The sequence below is a fragment of the Flavobacterium daejeonense DSM 17708 genome (assembly GCF_000425425.1).
Classification (GTDB): domain Bacteria; phylum Bacteroidota; class Bacteroidia; order Flavobacteriales; family Flavobacteriaceae; genus Flavobacterium; species Flavobacterium daejeonense.
The window spans coordinates 1-26315 of the sequence record NZ_AUDK01000013.1; the positions used below are offsets into that span (position 1 = coordinate 1).

The 26315-nt window shown below is 35.2% G+C and carries 24 protein-coding genes; 13 read left to right on the forward strand and 11 right to left on the reverse strand.

Features of this window, described 5'->3' with window-relative positions; genetic code table 11:
* Both H599_RS20890 and H599_RS0110060 read left to right on the forward strand, forming a co-directional pair.
* Window positions 1–1296 (forward strand): hypothetical protein (locus H599_RS20890; RefSeq protein WP_035141440.1); only part of this gene is annotated, 1296 nt, incomplete at its 5' end.
* A 163-nt stretch (window positions 1297–1459) separates the two neighbouring features.
* Complete coding sequence (locus H599_RS0110060; RefSeq protein WP_026714019.1) at window positions 1460–1972, forward strand: hypothetical protein; 513 nt, start codon at window positions 1460–1462, stop codon at window positions 1970–1972.
* 55 nt (window positions 1973–2027) lie between these two features.
* Here the strand turns inward: H599_RS0110060 and H599_RS0110065 are convergent, their stop codons facing one another.
* Together H599_RS0110065 and H599_RS0110070 are read right to left on the reverse strand one after the other, a co-directional pair.
* Window positions 2028–2978, reverse strand: a complete 951-nt coding sequence (locus H599_RS0110065; protein WP_026714020.1) for a TerC family protein — start codon at window positions 2976–2978, stop codon at window positions 2028–2030.
* A 114-nt stretch (window positions 2979–3092) separates the two neighbouring features.
* Window positions 3093–4112, reverse strand: coding sequence for a glutamine synthetase beta-grasp domain-containing protein (locus tag H599_RS0110070; protein ID WP_026714021.1), 1020 nt, complete (start codon window positions 4110–4112; stop codon window positions 3093–3095).
* Between the two features lie 271 nt (window positions 4113–4383).
* Between H599_RS0110070 and H599_RS0110075 the strand changes: the two genes are divergently transcribed.
* The 5 genes from H599_RS0110075 (at window position 4384) to H599_RS0110095 (ending at window position 10204) form a co-directional block, all read left to right on the forward strand.
* Entirely contained in the window at window positions 4384–6573 is a 2190-nt protein-coding gene (locus H599_RS0110075; protein WP_026714022.1) for a glutamine synthetase III family protein, read from the forward strand.
* Between the two features lie 134 nt (window positions 6574–6707).
* The gene (locus H599_RS0110080; protein WP_026714023.1) at window positions 6708–7886 is read left to right on the forward strand and encodes an AIR synthase related protein; all 1179 of its coding nucleotides are present in this window, start codon (window positions 6708–6710) and stop codon (window positions 7884–7886) included.
* A gap of 73 nt (window positions 7887–7959) precedes the next feature.
* Window positions 7960–8325, forward strand: a complete 366-nt coding sequence (locus tag H599_RS0110085) for a hypothetical protein (protein WP_026714024.1) — start codon at window positions 7960–7962, stop codon at window positions 8323–8325.
* A 254-nt stretch (window positions 8326–8579) separates the two neighbouring features.
* A complete protein-coding gene (locus tag H599_RS0110090; RefSeq protein WP_026714025.1) occupies window positions 8580–9614 on the forward strand; it encodes a hypothetical protein in 1035 nt (344 codons plus the stop codon).
* An 11-nt stretch (window positions 9615–9625) separates the two neighbouring features.
* Complete coding sequence (locus H599_RS0110095; protein WP_155960775.1) at window positions 9626–10204, forward strand: hypothetical protein; 579 nt, start codon at window positions 9626–9628, stop codon at window positions 10202–10204.
* Window positions 10205–10271: 67 nt separating this feature from the next.
* On the opposite strand, the gene H599_RS0110100 is transcribed toward H599_RS0110095, so the two are convergent.
* A complete protein-coding gene (locus H599_RS0110100; RefSeq protein WP_026714027.1) occupies window positions 10272–11753 on the reverse strand; it encodes a PAS domain-containing protein in 1482 nt (493 codons plus the stop codon).
* A gap of 123 nt (window positions 11754–11876) precedes the next feature.
* Complete coding sequence (locus H599_RS0110105) at window positions 11877–13772, reverse strand: heavy metal translocating P-type ATPase (protein WP_026714028.1); 1896 nt, start codon at window positions 13770–13772, stop codon at window positions 11877–11879.
* A gap of 216 nt (window positions 13773–13988) precedes the next feature.
* Between H599_RS0110105 and H599_RS0110110 the strand changes: the two genes are divergently transcribed.
* On the forward strand, window positions 13989–14429 hold the full coding sequence (locus tag H599_RS0110110) for a hypothetical protein (RefSeq protein WP_026714029.1): 441 nt from the start codon (window positions 13989–13991) through the stop codon (window positions 14427–14429).
* Between the two features lie 56 nt (window positions 14430–14485).
* On the opposite strand, the gene H599_RS0110115 is transcribed toward H599_RS0110110, so the two are convergent.
* The 7 genes from H599_RS0110115 to H599_RS0110145 all read right to left on the reverse strand — a co-directional run bounded on the left by H599_RS0110115 (window position 14486) and on the right by H599_RS0110145 (window position 20637).
* Window positions 14486–14707: a hypothetical protein gene (locus H599_RS0110115; RefSeq protein ID WP_026714030.1), complete on the reverse strand. Its 222-nt coding sequence runs from the start codon at window positions 14705–14707 to the stop codon at window positions 14486–14488.
* A 115-nt stretch (window positions 14708–14822) separates the two neighbouring features.
* A complete protein-coding gene (locus tag H599_RS0110120; protein ID WP_026714031.1) occupies window positions 14823–15983 on the reverse strand; it encodes a peptidylprolyl isomerase in 1161 nt (386 codons plus the stop codon).
* Window positions 15984–16013: 30 nt separating this feature from the next.
* Window positions 16014–17132: a peptidylprolyl isomerase gene (locus H599_RS0110125; RefSeq protein ID WP_026714032.1), complete on the reverse strand. Its 1119-nt coding sequence runs from the start codon at window positions 17130–17132 to the stop codon at window positions 16014–16016.
* Between the two features lie 15 nt (window positions 17133–17147).
* On the reverse strand, window positions 17148–17816 hold the full coding sequence (gene gldI, locus H599_RS0110130; protein WP_026714033.1) for a gliding motility-associated peptidyl-prolyl isomerase GldI: 669 nt from the start codon (window positions 17814–17816) through the stop codon (window positions 17148–17150).
* Window positions 17817–17821: 5 nt separating this feature from the next.
* Window positions 17822–18826, reverse strand: a complete 1005-nt coding sequence (locus H599_RS0110135; RefSeq protein ID WP_026714034.1) for a DHH family phosphoesterase — start codon at window positions 18824–18826, stop codon at window positions 17822–17824.
* Between the two features lie 69 nt (window positions 18827–18895).
* Window positions 18896–20143, reverse strand: a complete 1248-nt coding sequence (locus H599_RS0110140; RefSeq protein WP_035141441.1) for a voltage-gated chloride channel family protein — start codon at window positions 20141–20143, stop codon at window positions 18896–18898.
* Window positions 20144–20250: 107 nt separating this feature from the next.
* Window positions 20251–20637 (reverse strand): RidA family protein, encoded by a 387-nt coding sequence (locus H599_RS0110145; RefSeq protein ID WP_026714036.1) that lies wholly within the window; start codon window positions 20635–20637, stop codon window positions 20251–20253.
* Between the two features lie 246 nt (window positions 20638–20883).
* Between H599_RS0110145 and H599_RS0110150 the strand changes: the two genes are divergently transcribed.
* The 5 genes from H599_RS0110150 to H599_RS0110175 all read left to right on the forward strand — a co-directional run bounded on the left by H599_RS0110150 (window position 20884) and on the right by H599_RS0110175 (window position 26192).
* Window positions 20884–21486: a hypothetical protein gene (locus H599_RS0110150; protein WP_035141442.1), complete on the forward strand. Its 603-nt coding sequence runs from the start codon at window positions 20884–20886 to the stop codon at window positions 21484–21486.
* A 130-nt stretch (window positions 21487–21616) separates the two neighbouring features.
* Entirely contained in the window at window positions 21617–22312 is a 696-nt protein-coding gene (locus tag H599_RS0110155; protein WP_026714038.1) for a hypothetical protein, read from the forward strand.
* Between the two features lie 125 nt (window positions 22313–22437).
* Window positions 22438–23967, forward strand: a complete 1530-nt coding sequence (guaA, locus tag H599_RS0110165) for a glutamine-hydrolyzing GMP synthase (protein ID WP_026714039.1) — start codon at window positions 22438–22440, stop codon at window positions 23965–23967.
* Window positions 23968–24076: 109 nt separating this feature from the next.
* A complete protein-coding gene (locus H599_RS0110170) occupies window positions 24077–25954 on the forward strand; it encodes a LysM peptidoglycan-binding domain-containing protein (protein ID WP_026714040.1) in 1878 nt (625 codons plus the stop codon).
* Between the two features lie 4 nt (window positions 25955–25958).
* Window positions 25959–26192 carry a DUF3820 family protein gene (locus H599_RS0110175; protein WP_026714041.1) on the forward strand — a complete coding sequence of 78 codons (234 nt, stop codon included), beginning with the start codon at window positions 25959–25961 and terminating at the stop codon, window positions 26190–26192.
* Window positions 26193–26315: the final 123 nt, after the last annotated feature.

Genomic DNA, 26315 nt, shown 5'->3' on the forward strand with positions numbered 1-26315 from the left:
AATGGCTGTACCGCTACCGATGTTGCTTTGGTAACTTTGAATAATACTCCACCAAATGCGAATGCAGGGGCTGATGCTCAAATTTTATGTGGTGCTGGCGCAGTGGTATTGAATGGTTCTTCATCAACAGCAGGAGCTACTTTTGCCTGGGTTGCCAGCAATGGCGGACATATTGTTTCCGGAGCCAACACTGCAACACCAACAGTAGATACAGCAGGTACTTATACTTTGACTGTTACTAATCCTGTTAATGGATGTACTAATACAGATATAGCTGAGGTCACTGTTCAAATATGTTCTGCGGCTTTGTGTTCTTATACTCAAGGCTATTATGGTAATGAAGGAGGTATGTCTTGTGCGCCTGATGGTCAAGGCGGATTTGCTAGTTATACAACAGCAGAACTCATAGCTAAAGCTTTGGCTTCTTATGGAGGAACAATGACAATTGGTTTACCAGGACATTCTGTTTGGATGATGTCACCTGATGATATAGATGATATTATAAGAGTATTACCAGGAGGAGGTATGAGTAAGGTATTAGCGCCTTTTGATTATCAAATCAGTAATTTGCCACCTAATTATTTGAAAAATGGAGTAATTAATAATACTTTGTTAGCACAAACAATTACTTTAGGCCTTAATTTAGGTGTTAATGGTCAGCTTGGTAATTTTGAATTACAGGCAGGAACTTTAGCAACTGCCACTTCAGAAGGAGGTTGTGGTTCCGATGTGGCTAAAGTACGCTCTTGTAATCCTGATGGAACTGTGAATAATGAATACGAATATTATACTATCCCAAGTGGTGTGGTGAATGCTTTAGGAGGTAATCCAACTGTTCAAGGGTTGTTTGCTTTGGCAAATCAGGCTTTGGGGGGAGGAGATACTTATGGTTTGTCACTTAGTGCAATTGCAGATGTGGTTGATAAAATTAATAATGCGTTTGATGGATGTAGAATACCTGTAGGTTATGGTATTTCGCCTTTAGTTTGCCCGGTAATTGAAACTACAACTTTTAGTGCTATGATGACTTCAGATGCCGCTAGTTTTGATGCTTATCCGGTGCCTTTTAAAGACCAATTGACTATCAAGTACAATTTTGATTATATATCAGATGTGAAAATAGAAGTGTTTGATTCCAAAGGAGTCTTAGTTTATTCTATGATTGATACAGGTAGTTATTTGGGGAAAGAAGTAGCTGTAAGTTTTAGTTCTTTCTTAGAACAACAACAAGTTTATGTCGTGAAATTAACTACTAGCTTAGGAAGTAGTACAAAAACAGTGATGTCTTCATATTAAATAGAGTAATTAATTTAATTAAAAACACCCGTTAATGCGGGTGTTTTTTGTTTGTATGAAATAGCTTGATTTTATTTTTTTAAGAAAAAAATATAATCTAAATTAATTTTGGCACAGTTCATGAATGACAGATTATAACCTTAACCTTTTAAAATTTATTATCATGAAAAAAATAGTTACACTTTTCGCTTTTGTTAGCTTTTTTGCTTTAACAAGTTGTACTACAACTGAAGAATATTATGATGGAGAAGATTATGATACCATTGGGACTACTTATGAGAATCCGGTTGGATATGATTTTTCTAATAGTAATAATTATACTTTTGGATTTGATTTTCCTCAACGATTAGTAGAATCTGATGTTGTTTTAGTTTATCGTTACGATGGAGATGATAGTTCAGGGCGACCTGTATGGCAAGCTTTACCCGAAACCTATTATTTTGATGATGGTACAAGAGATTTTACTTTTAAATATGTTTTTACCCGAGATTATGTAGATATTTATTTAGAAGGTAATGATCGTTCTACAATTCCAGCAGATTATAGGTTAGATCAGTTTTTTAGAATTGTTATTGTTCCTGCTGATTTTGCGGCGACAATGGATACCAGCAATTATAATGAAGTAATGAGTGCTTTAAAAATAAGTGAAACTAATGTGAAGAAAGTAAAATTGTAATACTTAAGTAAGTTGAATAATAAAAAAGGAAATCGGGAGATTTCCTTTTTTTGTATCATGATTTTTTGTGTTTCTTGTCTTTTTGTATCGAAGTTATAATTCCGGATAACAATGCAGTGACTATAAAAAGAAGAGAGGCCCATTCGGGAAGTTGGACAAAATGATGGAAAATCATTTTTAAACCTACAAAACATAAAATAGCAATCAGACTGTATTCTAAGTAGCTGAATTTTTCGAGCATATTGGCTAAAAAGAAATACATCGAACGTAATCCCAGAATAGCGAAAATATTGGAACTAAATACTAAGAACGGATCTGAAGTAATGGCTAAAATAGCAGGAACACTGTCTAATGCAAAAACGATGTCCATTAATTCGATAAGAAACAAAGTAACAAATAATGGTGTAGCGGTATTGATATTGTTTATTTTAACAAAAAAATGTTCGTTCTCGATTTTTGTGGTTATAGGCGTTAATTTTTTTAGGTATTTGTAAAAAACGGAATTATGAGGATCGTATTCGTGATCCTCTTTTTTGAAAAACATTTTAATTGCCGTGTAAATTAAAAAAGCTCCGAAAAGGTAAGTTGTCCAGGCGAATTTCTTGATGATTAATACCCCAAAATAAATCATGATTCCTCTGAAAACAATAGCTCCAATAATTCCCCAAAACAAGACGCGGTGTTGGTATTTTTTAGGAATTCTGAAAGAAGAAAAGATGATGGCTATCACAAATATATTGTCGATACTCAGGGAAAGTTCAATTAAATATCCGGTAATGTATTTCATTGAAGCGACTGTTGGTTTTAGTTGGTCCGGATTTTCAATGTAATTGTTTTGGTAAAGCCAGTACACAACTATAGAAAACAGAAAGGATAAGGTAATCCAGATTGCAGTCCATTTTCCTGCTTCTTTAGAACTTATTTCGTGTGGGGTTTTGTTAAAAATTCCTAAGTCCAGCGCCAGGAATAAAAAAATCATCGCTAGAAAACAGATCCAAACTATCATAAAAATTGTATTGTGTTTTTACAAAGATAGTTTTTTGTGTATGAAGGGCTTAATTTATAGCATAAAAAAATGCCTCCATTTCTGAAGGCATTTTTTAGTTTTATCATTGTGAGATTACAAAACAGATTTAACTGTTTTGATAATTCTGGCAGCAATTTTGTATGGGTCACCATTAGAAGCAGGTCTTCTGTCTTCTAACCAACCTTTCCAACCTTTTTGAACTGTGATTAACGGAATACGGATAGAACATCCTCTGTCAGAGATTCCGTAAGAGAAATCGTGGATAGAAGCAGTTTCGTGTTTACCGGTCAAACGTTGGTCATTGTAAGCTCCATAAACAGCGATGTGTTCTTCAACAACCGGACGGAAAGCCTCACAGATTCTTTCGTAAGTAGCTTGGTCTCCACAAGTTCTCAACACAGAGTTAGAGAAGTTAGCGTGCATACCGGAACCATTCCAGTCCATATCTTTTCCTAGAGGTTTTGGGTGGTACTCAATATAGTAACCATATTTCTCAGTCAAACGATCTAATAAGTAACGAGCAACCCAAATTTCGTCTCCGGCTTTTTTAGCACCTTTAGCGAATAATTGGAATTCCCATTGTCCGCAAGCAACCTCTTGGTTGATTCCTTCAAAGTTGATTCCGGCAGCGATACATAAATCAGCGTGCTCTTCAACTAAGTTTCTACCGTGAGTGTTTTTTCCACCAACTGAACAGTAGTACATACCTTGTGGAGCTGGGTAACCTCCTACAGGGAAACCTAATGGCAATTGAGTTTTAGTATCCATGATGAAGTATTCTTGCTCAAATCCGAACCAGAAATCATCATCCTCATCATCAATAGTAGCTCTTCCGTTAGATGGGTGTGGCGTTCCATCAGCATTCATAACTTCACACATTACTAAGTATCCATTGTGACGGTCTGGGTCTGGATAAATAGCTACTGGTACTAAAGAACAGTCAGAAGATCCTCCTTCAGCTTGTCTTGTAGACGAACCGTCAAATGACCATTTTCCTAATTCTTCTAAAGTTCCTTGGAAGTTTTCATGCTCTTCAACTTTAGTTTTACTTCTAAGATTTTGAGTTGGTTCGTATCCATCTAACCAAATGTACTCTAACTTTATTTTTGCCATAATAATATAAATTAATTTTCTTGATTTAATTTCGAAGTGCAAATATAGAATATTTTTTTTAGTACTGAAACCTTGGGGGTACTTTTGTTTTGAACAGCTGTTATTTTTCGCATTACTATATTTTGGCAGGGGGTATATTTAAAAAAAAGCAATTTTGAAGCTAAATAAAAAGTAATTTAGCAATAGAGGGTTCGGTTATTTTAGCATAAGATTCTTTATCTTTGTGTTTTTAATTTGAAATTGATTACTAATCGTTTAATAACAGTATATAATGTCTACAATACGTTTTCAGGCGTTAAGAGAAGCCTCCGGCAGAAAAGCCATTCATTTTGAAGAAAGTCATAGAAAATCCAACATTTTTGGTTCGAATGTGTTTAATGAAAAAGCGATGAAGCACTATTTGACTTCGGATGCTTTTAAAGCGGTTCAGGGAGCTATTGAAAGTGGTGCCAAGATTGATCGAAAATTAGCCGATTATATTGCCATGGGTATGAAAGAATGGGCTTTATCTAAAGGAGTGACTCATTATACACACTGGTTTCAGCCTTTAACAGGAACTACGGCTGAGAAGCATGATGCCTTCTTTGAAACTTCTTTTGACGGAAGTGATCCGGTAGAAAAGTTTGGTGGGGCACAATTAGTGCAACAGGAACCGGATGCTTCCAGTTTTCCCAATGGAGGTATTCGAAATACTTTTGAAGCCCGCGGATATACTGCCTGGGATCCTACTTCTCCGGCCTTTATTTATGGAACCACATTGTGTATTCCTACTGTTTTTATTTCGTACACCGGTGAAGCTCTGGATAACAAAATTCCTTTGTTAAGAGCATTGGCAGCTATGGATGAGGCAGCTACGGAAGTTTGTCGTTATTTTGACAAAAATGTAAAAAAGGTTACGGCAACTTTAGGTTGGGAACAGGAATATTTTTTGGTTGATAAAGCTTTGGCACATTCCCGTCCTGATTTGATGATGACGGGAAGAACTTTATTAGGACATACTTCGGCTAAAGGACAACAATTAGACGATCATTATTTTGGTTCAATTCCTACTCGCGCCTTGACCTATATGCGCGATTTGGAACAGGAATGTATGCTGCTTGGAATTCCGGTAAAAACCCGTCATAACGAGGTAGCGCCAAACCAATTTGAGTTGGCTCCTATTTTTGAAGAGACTAATTTAGCGGTGGATCACAACTGTTTGTTGATGGATATTATGCAAAAAGTAGCTGAACGTCATGAGTTTAAAGTGCTTTTGCATGAAAAACCATTTAAAGGAGTAAATGGTTCCGGAAAACATAATAACTGGTCGCTGGCAACGGACACAGGAGTGAATTTATTGAGTCCGAGCAAAACGCCAATGAGTAACTTGCAATTCCTGACTTTTTTTATTAATACCATCAAAGCGGTAAATGATTATGAAGAATTGTTGCGTGCTTCGATTGCTACAGCAAGTAACGACCACCGTTTAGGAGCTAATGAGGCTCCTCCTGCAATTATTTCGGTATTTATTGGGGAACAATTAACCAAAGTTTTAGCTGAATTAGAAAGTGTGACCAGAGGGAAATTATCTCCGGAGGAAAAAACTGATTTAAAGCTAAATGTAGTTGGGAAAATTCCGGAAGTAATTTTGGATAATACCGACAGAAACCGAACGTCTCCTTTTGCTTTTACCGGAAATAAATTTGAGTTCAGAGCAGTGGGTTCTTCTGCAAACTGTTCGAATGCAATGACTACTTTGAATACTATTGTAGCCAAACAATTAAGAGATTTTAAAGCGGAGGTAGATGCTTTGATTGAATCCAAAGCCATGAAAAAAGACGATGCTATTTTTAATGTTTTGAGAGAATATATTAAAGTATCGAAAAATATTCTTTTTGAAGGTGACGGTTATAGCGAAGCCTGGGAAAAAGAAGCGAAGAAAAGAGGGTTGAGTAACTTTAAAACAACTCCGGAGGCTTTGAAAGCCAGAGCTTCTAAACGTGCCTTGGATTTGTTTTCCGAATTAGGAATTATGAATCACATCGAAATGGAAGCGCGTTACGAGATTGAATTGGAAGAATACACGAAAAAAATCCAAATTGAAAGTAGAGTTTTAGGTGATATTTCTAAAAACCATGTGATTCCAACGGCTATTCGTTATCAAAATACTTTAATCGAAAATGTAAAAGGTTTGAAGGATATTTTCGGGAAAGAATTCGAATCTATTGCTAAAGAACAAATCGGTTTGATTAAAGAAATTTCGGTTCATATTGAAGGAATTAATGCCAAGGTGGAAGAGATGACTAATGAAAGAAAGAAAGCTAATGCGCTGAACAATGCTCAAAAAACTGCTGAAGCTTATTGTAACAAAGTGAAGCCTTATTTTGAAATCATCAGAAATCATTGTGACAAATTAGAATTATTAGTAGATAATGAGTTGTGGACTTTGACTAAATACAGGGAGTTATTGTTTACGAAATAATATAGTAGTTACAGGTTTTGAGTTAGAGGTTAGGGGCGAGGGCTTCTAACCTCTAACTTTTAACCTCTAACTTCTAAAAAATAATTATCTTTGCGCCAAAATCAAGTTGCCCGGCAACTACACAAATAGAATTCATGAGTTCAGATACTTCAAAAAGATACGCACAGCGTGGTGTTTCGGCATCTAAAGAAGATGTACACAATGCAATAAAAAATATTGATAAAGGATTGTTTCCTAAAGCATTTTGCAAAATTGTTCCGGATTATTTAACCCAGGACGATGATTATTGTTTGATTATGCACGCGGACGGAGCGGGAACCAAATCCTCATTGGCTTACATGTATTGGAAAGAAACCGGAGATTTATCCGTTTGGAAAGGTATTGCTCAGGACGCTTTAATCATGAATATTGACGATTTACTATGTGTAGGAGCAACCGATAATATTTTGCTTTCTTCTACTATTGGAAGAAATAAAAATTTAATTCCTGCTGAAGTAATTTCGGCGATTATCAACGGAACGGAAGAATTAATCCAAGAGTTGGCTTCTTTCGGAGTAAGTATTCATTCAACCGGAGGAGAAACGGCTGATGTGGGTGATATCGTTCGTACCATTATTGTGGATTCGACAGTGACTGCCCGAATGAAACGTTCTAAAGTAATTGATAATGTTAATATTCAGGCGGGTGATGTAATCGTTGGATTAGAATCTTTCGGTCAGGCTTCTTATGAAAAAAGCTATAACGGAGGAATGGGAAGTAACGGATTGACATCGGCTCGTCATGATGTTTTTGGGAAGTATTTGGCAACAAAATATCCAGAGAGTTATGATGCAGCTGTTCCGGAAGAATTAATTTATTCCGGTCAGGTACAATTGACGGATGCTGTTGCAAATTCACCAATTGACGCCGGACAATTAGTGCTTTCGCCAACGCGTACTTATGCGCCAATTATCAAACAAGTTTTAGATAAATATTCGGCAAATGAAATTCACGGTATGGTTCACTGTAGTGGTGGAGCCCAAACTAAGATTTTACATTTTGTAGATAATTTACATATTATAAAAGATAATTTATTTCCTGTTCCGCCATTGTTTCAATTGATTCAGGAGCAATCAAAAACCGATTGGAAAGAAATGTATCAGGTTTTCAACTGCGGTCACCGTATGGAATTGTATGTTCCTGCTGCAATTGCAGAAGATATTATTGCGATTTCAAAATCGTTCAATGTTAATGCGCAAATTGTAGGTAGAGTAGAAGCTTCTGAAAGTAAAAAGTTAACTATCAGTAGCGAATACGGAACTTTTGAATATTAATTATTAAAGAGTTACTAAGTTGCTGAGTTTCTAAGTATCTCAGAAACTTAGCTACTCAGCAACTCAAAAAAACATGTACGAATTAGTTTTTTGGAAATATTTAGAAGAGGTTTATTTAAACCATCAGCTTGTTTACGAAGCTATAGACGAGCAGGAAACTATTGAAGGTTTAGAAGTTTTACCTGTAGAAGTAATTTTGAATCGCATTGCTTCGGTATTTTCAAAATGGGAACGGGTAGATGAAAACAGTTGGAAAAATAAGGACGGTGTTGGTGCTTTTCAGGTAAAAACTACGCCTCAAATTGTACAGATTGATTGTTACGGAACTCAGGGGAAAACTATGGATAAATTAGTAGATATTATGGAAGAATTCAAATGTCCGCTTTTTGATCCTCAGATTCCTGCCCGATATGACGAAATGTACGAGGAAGAAGAGTAAAAAAATACAAAAGCGTTAAGATAAAACTTAACGCTTTTTTTATGGATTCATGTTTGTTTAAAATTTTTATGTATTAGTAGGCTAATGGACTTTAGATTTTCTTTAAAGATATTTTTGTAAAAAAAATAATATTTTTTATTTATTAAATAAAAAAAAACTTACCTTTATAAGGTTAGCTTAAAAATGCATAATTATGAAATCTATTTTTTACTTACGTTTATTTTTGATTAATGTTTTAATTTTAACTGTTTTTTTTGAATTGTGAAAATAATAATGTCAATTTATCTAACAATGAAAATGGTTTACAAGAAAATTTCTCGTATCAAAAAGAGAAAACAGAGATTAGTAAACACCAATTTACTGATTATCGAGATGCTTTAAATGGTATTATTGAAGATAAAGATGGCTTTTTTCGAATGAATAATTTAAAATTATTATCCTTCAATTTAGTGAAAGATAAAAAAAGAATAATTCCTGAATTTGATAAATCAAAAACTGTAAGAGTACAACGTAATTCTGTGGATAATCTAGATTTGATAAATAATTTTGGCATAAAATCTTTTGATAATTCAGATGAATCTAATTCGGATTATATTAGAAAGAAGAAAGAATATATTTCTAAATTAATAGAGGAAGAAATTAATTTGCAGGTTGTAGACTTAAAATGGGATTTGGATGGTGAAATAATTTTCACACAAGCTTATTTCAAAAAAAATGAATTTTTATATGATGATATTATATCAAATTATGTTATTTTAAATTCTCCAACAATTACAACTAAAAATAAAAAAGCAGGTTCTTTATTTAGTAAAATTGAAGCTGAAGCAACAGTAGAAGATGATTACGGATATTATGATTGTCCAACTAGTGGTCGAAAAGCTATTTCATATTATAAAGTTCTACCTTATATCTTGACATCTTATTTTGGAGGGAATGTAGCGGAGGCAAGAGCAGAAATAACGGTCACTGGTTCGAGTTTTTTAGAAAATGGTAATTGTAAAAAAGTTATTGAATCACGTAGTTTTAATGGTTATACCTATCAAAGTGCGAGCGGTATAGCTGATGCAGAAGTTCAAGTAACTAATTTTAGGGCGTATACACCATATCAGCAATATGATGGGTATTGTGAATTTGTTATGGCTATTGTTTTGCAATATAAAAGTATTTGGGATAATGTAACAATTTCGTTATCATTTTCGAGTGCTAGTTTTACTGTTTCAGGAGGGACTGGAGGAACAAAGGTTTTTGAACAATATAGCGGTTATGTTATTCCTTCTATGTTAAATTAAAAAAGACTATTGTGAAAAAATATTTGTGCATTCTGTTTTTTATTATTTTGTTTCCAAACTGTTTTTCTCAAAGTAATTATAATACAGTTATGGTTACTGATTCAACGGAATATACTTGGAAACCTAAATTAGATAGGTTACTTTTTGATCCTCCGAGTTATTTTATAGCTAGTGATTTAAAATTATTGAGTTATAAATTGCTTTCAAATGAAGAGATGAAAGTGGATGAGTTTCTTAGAATGTCTATTGATAGTACTCAGTTGTTTCCTGAATTACGCTATAGCAAAAAAGCATTAGAGGAAATGAGAAGTGAAAATTTTGATGTTGAAACATATTTGCACATGGTTTCTTTTTCGAGTATTTCACTTAAACGTCAATATGCTATAATTGGTCATAAAGTTGATATTGTTTCTGAATTAATGCATAAAAATAAAAAAGCTTCTTTGATCAAATTACAATGGAAATATATGGATCAAGAATTTTTTACGTATTGTGTTGTTTCTGGAACTCAATTTGTTTATGATTATATTCTTTCTTATGTATTTGTTGCACAACTTAGTTCTAAGACTGAAATAACTATAGAAGAATAAAAATTTTGAAATAAAAAAGTATAAAATACAAAAGCGTTAAGATAAAACTTAACGCTTTTTTTATGATTTATTCTAAAGGTTTTTTCTTGTCTTTGTCTTCTTCTTTTTCGTCTTTTTTATCATTTTTGAAGCCAATGAGTTTGCGGTATTTGTTTTCGGTTTCTTCGAGTTCTTCTTCCATTTTTTTGTATTGGCTAATGTCTTTGATGGTTACTACGGCAGCTACAATATTGTTGTCCTGATCTACTAAAGGTCGTCCACTGATTAAGACTCTTCTCTTTTCGCGGGAATCCGGATCCCAAAGTACGACATCAACATCGTCGGTTATTTCGCCATTAAAAGCGCGTTCCATCGGCAGGTTTTGTGCCGGAAAAACCGTTTTTTCGTCCGGGAAATAGAGTTCGAAATGAGCGGTTAAATCCGTTGAAATTTTATCGTCTTCTTCGATTCCAAAAATGTCGTTAGCCATATAATTGGCCAGAATTACTTTTTTATCAGCATTGGCAACAATAACCCCTTCGCCAATATTCTCGACAATGACACGCAATTTTTCTTCGTTTTCATACAATTCGTCAACGGCTTTTTGTTGTTCAATTCCCATTTCAACCGTTTCGGTAATATCTCGTGCCGCCGAATAAATAATACCGTCTTTCAGGTCGATATTGCTGTTCCAGTCCAGCCATCGGTAGGAACCGTCTTTGTGGCGTACTCTGTTTTTAAAGCTAATCACGGTTTTACCTTTTCGAATTTCAGCCAATACTTCATCGGAAGTAGCGCGATCCTCGGGGTGAGTTAAATCCATGAATTTTATTTCGTCCAGATCTTGTTGGGTGTAGCCTAAAGTATTGGTAAAAGCCGCGTTGATTTTGATAAAATGGTCGTTTTTGGCAACCGTAAAAATATCAAAAGACATGTTAAAAAAGGCATCGGTAGCTCTGAGAGAATCTTCTAGTTTTTTTCTTTCGGTAATATCGGTCGAGATACCGCCAATAGCATAAATTCTGCCTGTTGCATCATATAAAGGAAATTTAACCGCGATATAAGTATGTATTCCGTCTTTTTGTTCGATGGTTTCTTCCGATTTTAATTCGGTGAGTTTTTTGGCTACTTCTAAATCTGAATTACGATACATTTCGGCAATTTCTTTGGGTAAAAAATCATAATCGGTTTTTCCGATAATGCGTTCGTTAGTTGTGCCAAAAAGTTCTCCGAAATTTTTATTTATTAAAAGGTATTCGCCATTTAGTTTTTTGATAAAAACGGGATTAGAAGTATTGTCAAGAATAGATTGCAGTAGTTTTTTATTTTCTTCCAAAAGATTCTGGGCTTTTTCTTTGGCTTTGAGTTGGCTTCGAATGATGAAATAAACCACAATGAGGAGTAGGATAGAAAGGGTAAATAAAAAGATTTCTAAGGCATCGAGTTTGACATCCATCATGGTGTCACGAGTTGTATTGATGCGGATTAAAAAAATCCATGCAGCAGCAATTACCACTATTATATTGATGATAAAACCCAGAAAAATTTTTTTTTGGAAAGAGATTGTCATGGTTTTTTGGTTTTGGTTGAAAATCTTAAAATAGCCTGATAGCCAATTTGCTATAAGGAAAGTTACTAAATAATATGCGGATTATTCATTTTATGAGTTGTTTTGTTCGGTTGAAATAACAATTTAAGATTTTGTTTTTTCAAATCGCATCAGGTTTAAACTGAAAAGAATTACAATTAAAGTAACGCCCACATCGGCGGCGATTGCCAAAACTAAGTTGCTGTAACCAAACACAGCCAATAAAATAAAAACCAATTTTGTAATGATCGCTCCAAAAGTGTTGGCTTTAATCTGTTTCATGGTTTTTTTACTCAACCGGATAAGGAACGGAATTAAGGAAAGTTGGTCGTTCATTAAGGCAATATTAGCTGTTTCAATAGCGGTGTCGCTTCCGGCAGCGCCCATGGCAATTCCTACGGTGCTTAATGCTAAAGCCGGAGCATCATTGATGCCGTCTCCCACCATGGCTACTTTATCGTATTGTTGTAAAAGTGCTTTTATTTCTTCCGATTTTTGTTCTGGAAGTAAGTTGCCAAAAACTTTGGTAATTCCCACCTGACGCGCTACAAAATGAGCGGCTTTTTCGGTATCTCCGGTAAGCATAATCACTGAGATATTTTCTTCCTGTATTTCCTGAATGGCCTGGCGGCTATCGGGTTTTATTTCATCGGTTAAGCCAATGATACCAGCTACTCCCTGCCCAAAACTTACCACTACACTGGTTTTTCCTTCGGTGGATAATTGTGCAACAATGGCTTCTACTTCTTCTGAAATATCATGATATTCGCGGATAAATTCCAGTTTTCCTACCAGAACGGTGTCTATTTGACAAACCACACATTTGGCAGTAGCTCCTTTACCCAAAATACTTTTAAAATCCTGAGCAATATGAGGTTCAAAACCTTCTTGCTTACTGGCAGTGATGATGGCTTGTGCTAAAGGATGTTCGGAGAACATTTCGGCTCCGGCTGTACAGGAAAGCAATTCTTCCCGGCTGGTTCCTATAAGCGGAAAAACATCTGAAACAACCGGAGTTCCATAAGTAATCGTTCGGGTTTTATCAACCGCAATGGCCTGAATCTCGGCTAAGGCTTCAATGTATTTTCCGCCTTTTACCAACGCTCCTTTGGAGGAAGCGTTCCCAATAGCAGCATAAATGGCAACCGGAGTAGAAATCACTAAAGCGCAGGGGCAGGCAATAACCAAAAGGGTGACAGCCTGTTTTAACCAATGATTAAAATCCAATCCCAAAATAAAAACCGGAATTGTGAAAATTAAAATGGCTATTCCTATAATAATGGGAGTGTAGAGTTTAGAAAATCGCTGAATGAATTTTTGAGTTTCACTTTTGGCAGCTCCTGCTTCAAAAGTCATTTGGATGATTTTGGCAAAAGTAGTATCGGTAGAAAGTTTAGTGGTTTCAATTTCGATGTAGCCATTGGTGATTAGCGTTCCCGCAAAAACGCTGTCGCCTGTTTGTTTTTCCTTCGCAACGGGTTCTCCTGTAATAGCCGATTGGTCAATGAGGCATTCGCCAAAAGTTATTTTGCCATCCAAAGGAATAATCGCTCCGTTTTTTACCTTAATAATGGTGCCAATTTCAATTTGGTCAATTGGAATTTCTTTATTTTGTTCTTTGACAAAAGCAGTTTTGGGAGTACTCTGAATTAATTCGTCTAAAGCCGATTTAGAGTTTTCGAGTCCAATGTCTTCCAGGCGTTCTCCTAAAACATAGAGTACAATTACCACCGCAGCTTCGGGATATTCGCCCAAATACAAAGCGGCAATTACCGCGATAGTCATCAATAAATTAATACTGCTGAAATTGAATTTAATCAGGGATTGAAAGCCGTTTAAAATAACATTATGACCAATTAAAATAATGAAACTGCAAAAAATAAAAGGCGCATAAGGCATTGGTAAATGGATTCCTAAAAGCGAAAGAATTTCTAAAACAATGACAACAATTACGGATAGGAGTAAGAAGACAAACTTTTTATCTTGGAAAGGTAGATTCATGAGATTTAGATTTTATTCGAAATAAACAGTTAAATGGTTTATTAGTTTCGATATTTTGAGCAAAACAGCTTTAAAACTTAAAAATCAGCATTATATATTAAATTTACTCAAAATATGTGGTAACCTCTTTGGCTTTAATAAAATCTTAAGATAATAAATTATTAAATTTTTCCGGATGTGAAAAAGTTTGCGAACTTTGCGTTAAAATTATTTACTATGAAAATAAACCTAAAAAACGGTATCGATAAGCTCATTTTTGGGATGACACAAAAAGATGTGACTGCCGTTTACGGAACGCCGGACAGGAATTATAAAGACGAAGATGAGAACGTGATTTTTGTGTATAACAGCCATAAAATGCGTTTGACATTTTATAAAGATGAAGCTTTTAGAATGGGGTATATAGTGGCTTCGAGTCCTGATTTAGAATTGTTTGGTAATAAAGTTATCGGCAAAAATATTAAGGACGTTAAGAAAGAGCTGGCTTCTAAAAGTATTACCAAATTTACGCAGGAAGAATTTGATACGTTTGAAAATTACTTTAATGAAGATAATTGGTTGTTGTTTCAAACCGAATTTGAAGAAGTGGTTAAATTAGAAGTTGGTGCCATCATCAATGATAAAGATGAATTTGACTGGAAATTTGGAAAAAAATAATCTGCTTTCTATAAAATCAGAAAGGCTTATCGTTTGTAATGATAAGCCTTTTTTATTTATTTCGATTTGTTGATGGTGTAAATTCCACCGCCAAAAAGTAATACCGCCAGACCCAGGTAAATATAGCCTTGCCGCTTTTCGGATTCATTAGAAGCTTCGATTTTTAGTCCCAGAAAATTAACTTCAGTAGTATTTTCTTTTACTTTGTTCAGCCCGAAATAGCCTAATCCCAGACTTATAACAATTAAAATTACGGCTATTATTTTGGATACATTCATCGTTTAATTTTTCTCTAATATAACAAAAAAAGACGGAGACTTTTCGTTTTTGGTATAAATAAAAAATCCGATTTGCGATAACAAACCGGATTTTAAGGATTTTTGTGTTTGGATTTTATTTCTGTTTGTCGAAAATTTCCATTTCGAAAATTAATGTCGCATTAGGCGGAATGACACCACCGGCACCGCTTTCGCCATAAGCTAATTTTGACGGAATGTAAGCAATTATTTTGTCTCCGAAAGAAAGCAAATTGATAGCTTCTATAAAGCCGGGAATCATGCCGTCTTTTTTACCAATTTCAAACGGAAACGGATTGTAGCCGCCTTGCATTTTTCGCATTTCGTTGTATTGGTTGTAGTTTTTGGCAATTTCTTCACGGCTGCTGTCAAAAAGTTTTCCATTTTCAAAAAAACCGGAATAATGGAAATATACAGTTGTTCCGGCAGCAGGTTTAGTACCGTTTCCTTTTTGGATTATTTTGTAAATCAATCCCGAAGGAGTAGTGGTTGCAGTTGCTTTTTGAGTGTTGAAATAAGCCAGCTTTTCGGCTTCTAAAGCAGCCATTTTTTCTTTTTGAATTCTTTCGGCTTCAGCTTTAGCCGCTGCTTCTTTTCTTTCTTCTTCTGCTTTATTGTTGTAATAGTTTGTAAATACTTTTTCGGCTTTGAATTTTTTAGCCAAAGAACCTTTTTGGGTGATGATAATATTTTTTATCACATCATCCTGCGCAATACTGTTTACTACGTCTATTCCCTGAACTACATGTCCAAAAATAGTGTGCTTTCCGTTTAACCAGTGTGTTTCTTTATGAGTAATGAAAAATTGACTTCCATTGGTTTTAGGTCCGGAATTAGCCATAGCCAAAATTCCTCCTTTGTCAAATTTCAGGTCAGACAAAAATTCGTCTTTAAAAGCATAACCCGGATCTCCGGAACCATTCCCCATAGGGTCTCCTCCCTGAATCATGAAATCGCTAATCACACGATGGAATTTTAAACCGTCGTAAAAAGGTTTTCCTTTTCGTTTTTTATCAGATACAAATTCATTTTTACCTTGTGCTAAACTAACGAAATTAGCCACCGTTACAGGTGTTTTATCAAAATACAATTGCAGAACAATAGCACCTTTGTTTGTATTAATAGTAGCGTAGATTCCGTCTTCTTTTATTGGAACCGCTTTTTCGGTTTTCTTTTTGGTAATTTTTTTTGAAGTTTCCTGTGCCTGAAGTGTGAATAAGGCAAAAAAGGCAACTAATGTTAGTAATTTGGTTTTCATTGGTTCTATTTCTAAGATTGTTTTTAAGAATTATTTTTTGTCAATTAATTCAACTTCAAAAATAAGATTGGCATAAGGCGGGATAATATCTCCGGCTCCACCGGCACCGTAAGCCAAATGAGAAGGAATAAACAGAATGGCTTTGTCTCCAAAAGACATTTTGTCAAGTCCTTCTATAAATCCCGGAATCATGCCTTCTTTTCTGCCTGCCTGAAACGGAATTGGTTCGTAACCGCCTTGTTGATCTCTTGCAGCATCATATTTTCCAAAAGTTTCGGCTACACTTTGAATGTTGGTATCAAAAAGTTTTCCATTTTCAAGAAAACCGGCATAATTCATCGTAATTTGAGTTCCTTTGGTTGGTTTTGTACCCTTTCCTTTTTGAGTAATGATGTATTTTAACCCCGAAGAGGTTCTGCTGGCTTTGCCTTTTAAAGCGTCAAAATACAAGAGCTTGTCTTCAATGACTTTTCCGTATTTGGCTTCGTATTCTCTTTTTTGTTTTTCTTCAAGATCTATTTGTGCTTTTTGTCTTTTGGATTCAACAGAAAAGTAATCGTAGAAAGTTTTTTCGGCATTGAATTTTTTGGCAGCTTCTCCTTTTCGAACAATCGATACCGATTCGATAAGGTCATTTTGTTCAATAGTATTAACAACTTCCATTCCCTGAACCACATGACCAAAGATGGTGTGTTTTTGGTCTAACCAGGGAGTAGGAACGTGAGTGATAAAAAACTGACTGCTGTTAGTTGCCGGACCATTATTAGCCATAGCCAAAAGTCCGCCTTTGTCAAAAATTACATCGCTGTTAAATTCGTCTTTAAATTTATAGCCTGCATCTCCGGAACCGGTTCCTAAAGGATCTCCGGCCTGAATCATGAACTCATTGATTACACGGTGGAATTTTAAACCATCGTAAAAAGGACGTCCTTTTAAATGCTCATTGGTAACAAAATCATTGTTTCCTTCGGCAAGCGTAACAAAGTTGGCTACTGTTATGGGCGCTCTTTTATAATCTAATTCTAAAAAAATATCCCCTTTATTGGTTTCAATTTTAGCATATAAACCATCCGGTAAATTATTGTATTCTTTTTTACAGGAATAAAAGGTGCTAACAAGAAGTAATACAATCAGAATGCTTTTTCTCATAAGATTGAAATTTATTTATTGTCCCAAGCTGTCCTGAGTTATTGGTCTGGTTTTGGCGCTTGCTTTTCTGGTTTTTTTGATGCTGTCCTGCATCAGTAATACGTTTTTATTTTGTTCTAATTCTTTTTTATAAACCGCCTCCGGTTTAAAATCATTGAGTGTTATGGTGCAAATAAGCGGTTGGTTGGGACCAATTTTTTTATTGTCACCATGATAGCCGTAAGCAATGTGAGAAGGAAACAGGAAATTGATTTTTTCGTGTTTTCGCATTAATTTGATTCCTTCTCTCAATCCGGTCATGATTTCCTGCTTGTCCACCCGGTACAGCTGTGGTCTTAATTCGACTTCCGAATAAATAATTGTTCCGTCAAGGTCTTTTAATTCGTAGTTAAAAAAAGCAATGTCTCCTTTTTTAGGAGTCAGTGAATCTGTTTCGTTTCGGGTTTCATAGGAATACCAATAGCCTTTTGTGGAAGCAAAATAGTTGATTTTAGGATTTTTTTTCATCAAATTTTTGATCAAATCCTCTTCAGAAGCCACGAGTTTTTTATTTCTTGCCACCGATTTTTTCATGAAAACGCCGGTAGCTCTGGAAATTGGGCGTCGTGCATCCTGATGTTGTTTACAGCCAGCGAAAGTAAGGCATAAGCAGAAACTTATCGCAATAATTTGGGGTGCTTTCATGAGGTTTATAGATTTAGGTTTTGGACTAGATTTTCAAATTTAGCAATAGTTTCTTCCATCGAAATTTCCGATTTCCCTCCGGCCGCATTACGATGTCCGCCACCATTAAAATGTGCTCTTGCAAATTCATTAACATCAAAATTCCCTTGTGAACGGAATGAAATTTTAATAATGTTTTCGTCTTTATTTTCGATAAAAATAGCCGTAAACTGAATTCCTTTGATGGTTAAACCATAATTAACGATGCCTTCGGTATCTCCTTTTACATGATTGAATTTATCTAATTCTTCCTGAGTTAGCGTGATGTAAGAAGTTTTATGTTCCGGAATTATTTTTAAATTTTGCAAAGCCTTACCTAATAATTGTAATCGGTTATAAGAGCTGTTGTCAAAAAGTAAATTAGGAATAATGGTATTTTCGACGCCTAAATCAATTAATTCGGCTACAATTCGGTGCGTGTTTCCGGTGGTGTTTGGGAATCTGAAAGAACCGGAATCAGTTAAGATTCCTGTGTAAATACAAGTTCCGATGGTTTTGTCTATCTGGTCTTTTTGCTCTAAATAGCAAATGAAATTATAGAGCATTTCACAGGTAGAACCAAAGGACGTGTTAGAATACATATAAGTTGCATAATCATCCGGTTTTTGATGATGATCAATCATGATATAAGTCGTATCAAGTACTTCCAGTACTTTTTCCATTTCTCCGGTTCGGTGAAAAGCGTTGAAATCCAGAGTGAAAATAATTTCGGCTTCTTTTAGGATTTTGGTGCAGTTTTCTTTGTCTTTTTCAAATATCTGAACAGTTTCTGAACCCGGAAGCCAGGCTAGAAAATCAGGGAATTCATTTGGAGAAATTACGGTAGCCTGATGATTGTTTGTTTTTAAAAAATGATACAGTCCCAATGTAGAGCCCATGGCGTCTCCGTCGGGGTTTCTGTGCGGAATAATAGCAATTTTTTTTGGCGTAGCCAATAGTTGCTGGATTGCTTGTATATCTTGTATATTCATAGTTCGCGAATTTACATTTTTTTAGTGTAAACTATGAAATCATTTGAAAATTAACTTCTTTTTACCAACTTAGAAATCATCAAGTTTGTTTCTTCTGAATTTTTCATACAATCGGTGTTTGACCCCTTTTACAGTTTGCGCATGATAAATACCCACGGAACCCGAAGAAATATAAGCAATGAAGCAGGAAATAGCGATGAAAACAGCGCTTTCGATTCCAAAAAGTTCAATCCCCATAATGGTACAGGCAACCGGTGTATGCGTGGCTCCTGAAAAAACAGCTACAAAGCCCATTCCGGCTAAAAGCGCCATTGGTAACGGAATATAATTTGATAATGTACTTCCTAAGGTCGCGCCCACGAAAAACAAAGGTGTCACTTCGCCACCTTTGAAACCAGCACCTAAGGTGAATCCTGTGAATAAAATTTTAAGGAGAAAATCGTAATTTTCGCTTGGAGTGTTAAACGCTTCCACAATAGAAGGAACGCCCAGTCCCATGAATTTTGTAGCTCCAAAATAATAAACGACCAAAGCAAAAATAATTCCGCCTACATACGGACGTAAAGGAGGATACGAAATAGTTTTGGAAAATAGTGAACCCCAAAAATGAGTGCTTCTCGAAAAAAGCATGGCTGCTAAGCCAAATAAAACTGCTGCCGGAATAATCCAGAGGAAATTTTCCAGATTGAATTCAGCTACAATAGGAATGTGGTAATGCGTGTGGTGTACCGGCCAAAGTTCAACAGTGAAATAAGCAAAATAAGCCACTACAAAAGAAAGGATGGCGCTTTTTAAGCTAAATTTATTGCAAAATATGACTTCCAGTGCAAAGATTGCTCCGGCGAGCGGTGTTCCAAAAACTGATGCAAATCCGGCACTGATTCCTAAAATCAGGAGTGTTTTTCGGTCATTGGCATCCAAATGAAAAATTCGGCTAAATTGATCGGCTATGGCTCCGCCCATTTGTACGGCGGTGCCTTCGCGACCTGCCGAACCTCCGAAAAGATGTGTGATAATGGTTCCTAAGAGAACAAAAGGAGCCATTTTGAGCGGGATTACTTTTTGTGGTTTTTCGTATTCCTCCAATAAAAGATTGTTTCCTTTTACGACATCTTTACCATAATAATGATACAGTAATCCAATTAATAATCCTCCAACGGGTAAGAACCACAGCAACCATAAGTTTTGATCTCTAAGCCGGGCAGCCCATTCTAAAGCAATTAAAAAAAACGCAGAAGCTGATCCGGAAAGGAAACCTATTAAAGCGCAGATTAAAATCCATTTGCCGGAAAACAGTAAGTTTTTTTTGAAATCCATTATTTCGGAGTTTTAGGATAGTTGTAAAATTATTCGAGCGCAGAAAAAGTGAATTTTAGAAGGCTAAACTACTTTTGCTGCGCTCGAAGATTTTTTTAGAAGCTTAATTATTCTGCAATCACGGCAGTTAATTCAATTTCTACCAGGTATTCAGGAGCAACTAATTGGTTGATTCCGTAAAAACCGGTAGTTGGCTTCACGTCTTTAAAGAATTTAGCGTGAGCAGTAGCAACTGCTTCAAAAGTGCTTACATCTGTTGTGAAAATACGGGTACGAATCACATCTTTCATGCCGGCATTTAAGTCTTCTAATACTTTTTCAACTCTTTCTAAAATGTTTAAGGTTTGAGCATGTGCGTCATCCGCTTTTACTTTATCACCGTCAACAATTGCAACAGTTCCTGAAACTTCAATGATGTTTCCAATGCGAACTGCACGACAATATCCCATTTTATCTTCCCATGGCGATCCTGTCAGGATGTTTTCTCTTTTCATTTTTTTGATGTAATTAATTGATTTTTAGAGGGGTAAGCCTCTGTTTGAAATTTAGAATCTTTGGGTGCAATTTATAAAAAATACCAGAATAAAAAACAATGATTTTGATAAATGAAAATTGGTTTTTTCTGCTTTTGTTTTGTTAGTATTTATAATAAAATGAAAAGTTTGTTGTTATCTATTTGGAATAAGTTCAGAAAAATCGTTTTTTTGAATATAGTTTTTTAATTAAAAAAGATAAAAAAGATGAATCGATATTTTAATGTAAAAGGTCGGGTTTTTACTTTGGGCTTACTATTGAGTGTGTTTTCTGCAACTTATGCTCAGGAAGAATTTGGCAGTGAATTTAAGGTAAAGGTGGCTCCGCAAAAAAAGAAAAAGGAGGCGCCTGTAAAAGATGTGAAGTTTAATACAGGAGATTTTAATAAAATTAAATCTTATGTTATACAGGATGTTGAGGAGAACACCTATGAAATTCCTAAAGGAGAGGAAAAAGATCCGGAGAAATTAGCTAAACGCGATCAGGATTTTGGAGTGGTTAAAACCGCTTCCGGAACTGCCAAAGTACAATATCGTGACGCGGCTTATGTTGACGGAGATAAGGTAAGAGTATATGTGAATTATGAAATTGTTCAGCCGGAAGTACTATTGAATGGGGAAGCTCAGGGATTTGATATTACTTTGAAAAAAGGGGTAAATCGAATTGATTTTGAAGCAATCAACGAAGGTTATGCGGCTCCAAATACAGCTGATTTTAAGATTTTTGATGATAATGGAATGGTAATTTCGTCTAATCAATGGAATATTGCGCAAGGGTATAAGGCGACGATTATTCTTGAAAAAGAATAGTTGAACGTAGTTGAGGCAGTTATTAGGTTAAAATTTCTTTAATGTTCAGTGAGGTTTTGTTTTATACAATGAAAGCTTGGTATATTTGTTGATACTATAGGGTTGTTAATAAAGCAAAACAAGAAGTACGATGAAGCAATTATTGTTAGGGATAATGATGTTTTTGGTAATGAATAGCTATGCGCAAAGTGAGTTTAGCAAGAAATTCAAACCTATTGCGCCATTGAATCCGACAGTTGCTCCTAAAAAAGTAACACCTGCTGCAACTACTGATGCTCCGGTTATTAAAGCGCCAGATTTGTTTAAAAAACCGGAAGAGACTTTACCATCTTTCTCAAAATACCAAATTGGTCAGACAAAATCTTTTTCGATGGAGCAAACCAATGATTATGTGAATCCTGGGGATAGAATTAAGGAAAAGATGACTAAGGATTTGGATAAAACTTTGGTTAGGGAAGGGTTGAAAGAAGATGATCGTCTTTTGGTTAAAATCGATAAAAATTTTGGAGAGATTCGAACCAAATCTAAATATTTTACCGTTTTCTATCGTGATTATATTTATATCGATAGCGATTTAATTAAAGCAACGATTAATGGGCAAATGATAGGGGGAATCATGGAGTTGTATTCCAGTTACGGTCAGTTTGTTTTTAATTTGAAAGAAGGGTTCAATACTTTTGAAATGGAAGCTTATAGTAAAGGTACATCAGGAGGGAATACTTGTGAATTTAAAATATATGATGATAAAGGAGTTTTGGTTCGTTCAGAATTGTGGGACAACTGGGATAAGGGGGTTAAAGGAAAATTTGTTATTGTAAAAGAGTAAAAAAATTAATGTGCTGAAAGTGTTGTTTTTTGGAATTAATAAGGGCTGAAATTGGAAAAGAAAAAAAATAAAAAATTTCAAAAATCCATTTTTCCATTCCAAATTTTAAAAGTAATTTTGCGCCCATGCAACACAACGTACTTATTTTAGATTTCGGTTCGCAATACACTCAGTTGATTGCGCGTAGAGTTCGCGAATTAAATATATTCTGCGAAATATTTCCATACAATAATATTCCATCAGATTTGTCAAGCTATAAGGCTGTGATTTTGGGAGGGAGTCCTTTTTCTGTAAGAGCAGAAGATGCACCACATCCCGATTTGTCACAAATCAGAGGAAAGATGCCTTTGCTTGCCGTGTGTTATGGTGCGCAATATTTGGCTCACTTTAGCGGAGGTGAAGTTGCTGCATCAAATACCAGAGAATATGGCAGAGCAAACCTTTCTTTTATAAAAGAAGGAGAGCTTTTCTTTGAAGGAATTTCGTTAAACAGCCAGGTTTGGATGAGTCATAGTGATAGTATTAAGGCTTTGCCAACTAATGGTGTAAAATTGGCAAGTACACATGATGTGGAATTTGCTGCTTACAAAATTGAAGGTGAAACCACTTATGCAATTCAATACCATCCTGAAGTTTACCATTCGACAGAAGGAAAACAAATGTTGGAGAACTTCCTGGTAAAAATTGCTCACGTTCCTCAAAATTTCACACCAAATGCTTTCGTTGAAGAGATTGTAGCAGAAATGAAAGAGAAAATAGGAAACGACAAGGTAGTTCTTGGACTTTCCGGAGGTGTTGATTCTACAGTAGCTGCTGTTTTGTTGAATAAGGCTATTGGTGAAAACTTATATTGTATTTTTGTTAATAACGGTTTACTTCGTAAAAATGAGTTCGAGAATGTATTGAATCAATACAAAGGAATGGGGCTTAATGTTAAGGGAGTAGATGCCGGAGAGCGATTCTTGTCAGAATTGGCGGGAGTTAGTGATCCGGAAACCAAACGTAAAATTATTGGTAGAGTATTTATCGAAGTTTTCGACGATGAATCTCATTTGTTAGAAGATGTGAAATGGTTGGCTCAGGGAACTATTTATCCTGATGTAATTGAGTCGGTTTCTGTAAAAGGACCATCTGCAACCATTAAATCGCATCATAATGTAGGTGGATTACCTGATTTTATGAAATTACAGGTGGTAGAGCCTTTGCGTATGCTTTTTAAAGATGAGGTACGCAGAGTAGGTGCTAGTTTAGGTATTGATCCGGAATTATTAGGAAGACATCCTTTTCCAGGACCAGGATTGTCAATCCGTATTTTAGGAGATATTACTCCGGAGAAAGTTAGAATTTTGCAAGAGGTTGATTCTGTATTTATCGAAGGATTAAAATCTTGGGGATTATATGATAAAGTTTGGCAGGCTGGAGCAATTTTGCTTCCGGTAAATAGTGTTGGAGTTATGGGTGACGAGCGTACTTATGAAAAAGTAGTAGCGCTTCGTGCTGTAGAATCTACCGATGGTATGACTGCTGACTGGGTTCATTTGCCTTATGATTTCTTAATGAAAGTATCTAATGATATTATCAATAAGGTAAGAGGAGTGAACAGAGTAGTGTATGATATTAGTTCAAAACCACCGGCAACAATCGAGTGGGAATAATAGAAACACCTTAAAGGGTATTTCTAATAGTATAAAAACGGTATCAGATTTAGAATAAAATTTGATACCGTTTTCTTTTTAAGTCTAGTAATTTTAATTAATCGATAGAATGAAGTATTTTTTTGCCATTTGGTTTTTGCTTTTGTTGTTTACTCAAAATGTGTTTTCGCAGGAAACGATAACACACAAGGTTGAAAGAGGAGAAACTATTACTGAAATAGCTAAGAAATATCAGGTAACGCCTTATGATATTTACAAACTTAATCCTGATGCTAAGGATAAGTTAAAACCGAGAATGGTGCTTTTGATTCCGTCTAAATCGACAGTTGGGAGTATTGCTAATTCTGGCGAAATTACGCATAAGGTTTTGCCAAAGGAAACGTTATTTGGCATTGAAAAAAAGTATAATGTTTCGGATGCTGATTTGAAAAAAGCCAATCCTTTTTTAGAAAAAGACGGTTTGCAAATAGGACAGACTTTAATTATTCCTTCCAAAGGAGTAATAAAAACTGCTGAAAAAGCTGTTTTTCATGATGTTCAGCCTAAAGAAACAAAGTATTCCATTGCAAAACAGTACGGAATTACGATTGCGGAATTAGAAAAGAAAAATCCGGAAATTATTTCTAATTTGCCAATTGGCTATCATTTGTTAATCAAAGGGAATCCGGTTAAGGATAAAGAAATTACTTCTAATAATGCTTTCGAAAATTCACCATATAAAAATTACGAAATAAAACCAAAGGAAACTTTGTACAGCTTGTCTAAAATGGCAGGAATGACTCAAGAGGAATTGTTGGCTTTAAATCCTGAATTGAAAAACGGAGTTGAAATTGGAATGCATATAAAAGTGCCTGCAAATACTGCTTTTTCAAGTGTTTCGGATACTAAAGTGTATGATGATTTAACTCCGAAAACTAATTTTTCGGGACGTAGAAAATTAGTTTTGTTGTTGCCGTTTAATATCTCCAGAGTTCAGGGAGATACGGTAAATTCAGTTGCAGCACGTTTGAAAAAAGATAAATTTTTGAATATGACTCTGGATTTTTATGCTGGTGCTTTGATGGCGATTGATTCGGCTAAAACCATGGGATTGCCAATCGATGTAAGTATTTATGATTCGGAGGAAACAAAATACGGTTCCAATGTCGCTTCTATAGTAAGTGCGAATAATTTGCAAACAGCAGATGCGGTTATTGGACCTTTTTATCAAAATAATGCCGAGGCAACTGCTCGTTTGTTAGCGACAAATAATGTTCCGGTGATTTCGCCTTTGTCTAAAGACGCCGGAAATCCAATAGCAAATTTATATCAGACGGTTCCTTCGAATGATGTGTTGAGAACTAAAATGTTTGATTTTATGAGGGCTAAAAGAGGAAATGTAGTTGCGGTTGTGGATAAAAAGAAAACTTCAGTTATTCAGTATTTGAATCAAAATCAAAAAGACGTGAGATTAGTTCCATTGAATGCTAACGGAACAGTTTCAGCGGAAGCTTTGAAAGTGATGTTGCTTCCTAATGCGATGAATTATGTGGTGATGGAAACGGCGAATACCTGGATGATAAAAACAACTATTGCAGCGATGCTGAGTGCGATGCCTGCTTATCAGGTGCAATTGGTGATGCTGGAGCCAAATGATACTTTGGATTCGGATGAAATTAGTTTTGCTAATTTGGTTAAGTTGAAATTGATGTATCCTTCGGTAACAAGAGATAATACATCGCCTGAAGGATTGGTTTTTGGAAATAAATTCAGAAAGTTAAATTCGATAGCGCCAAGTGATTATGCAACCAGAGGTTTTGATGTTACTTTTGATACGATGATGCGTTTGATGCAAAATAAATCTTTCGAAGAAACTGTAAATGCGGTCGCTACACAGCAGTTTGAGAATAAGTTTCAGTATTACAAAAAAGAAGGGGAAGGTTATGCTAATGAAGGGGTTTATATATTGTATTATGACAGTGATTTGACTGCGAAAGTTGCGAATTAATTTTATGGATGCTTATCAAAAACAGCTGATAAAACTGGCTTATACGCAAATGCCTTTTGGAAAATATGAAGGTCGTTTTTTGATAGATTTGCCTGAGCATTATGTGGTTTGGTATCACAATAAAGGCTTTCCAAAAGGAGAATTAGGACAACAACTTCAGTTGGTTTATGAATTAAAATTAAACGGATTAGAAGAATTGATACGAAATATTAAAAAAAGGTATCCAAAACCTCATTAATTACAAAATTAATGAGGTTTTTCTTTTTGAGTTGACAAATGTCAATTTTAGAAATTATCTCATTTCCAAATTAGCATAATCTAAATTTATAATCGTATTTTTGCCACGTTTTTTACACAACTA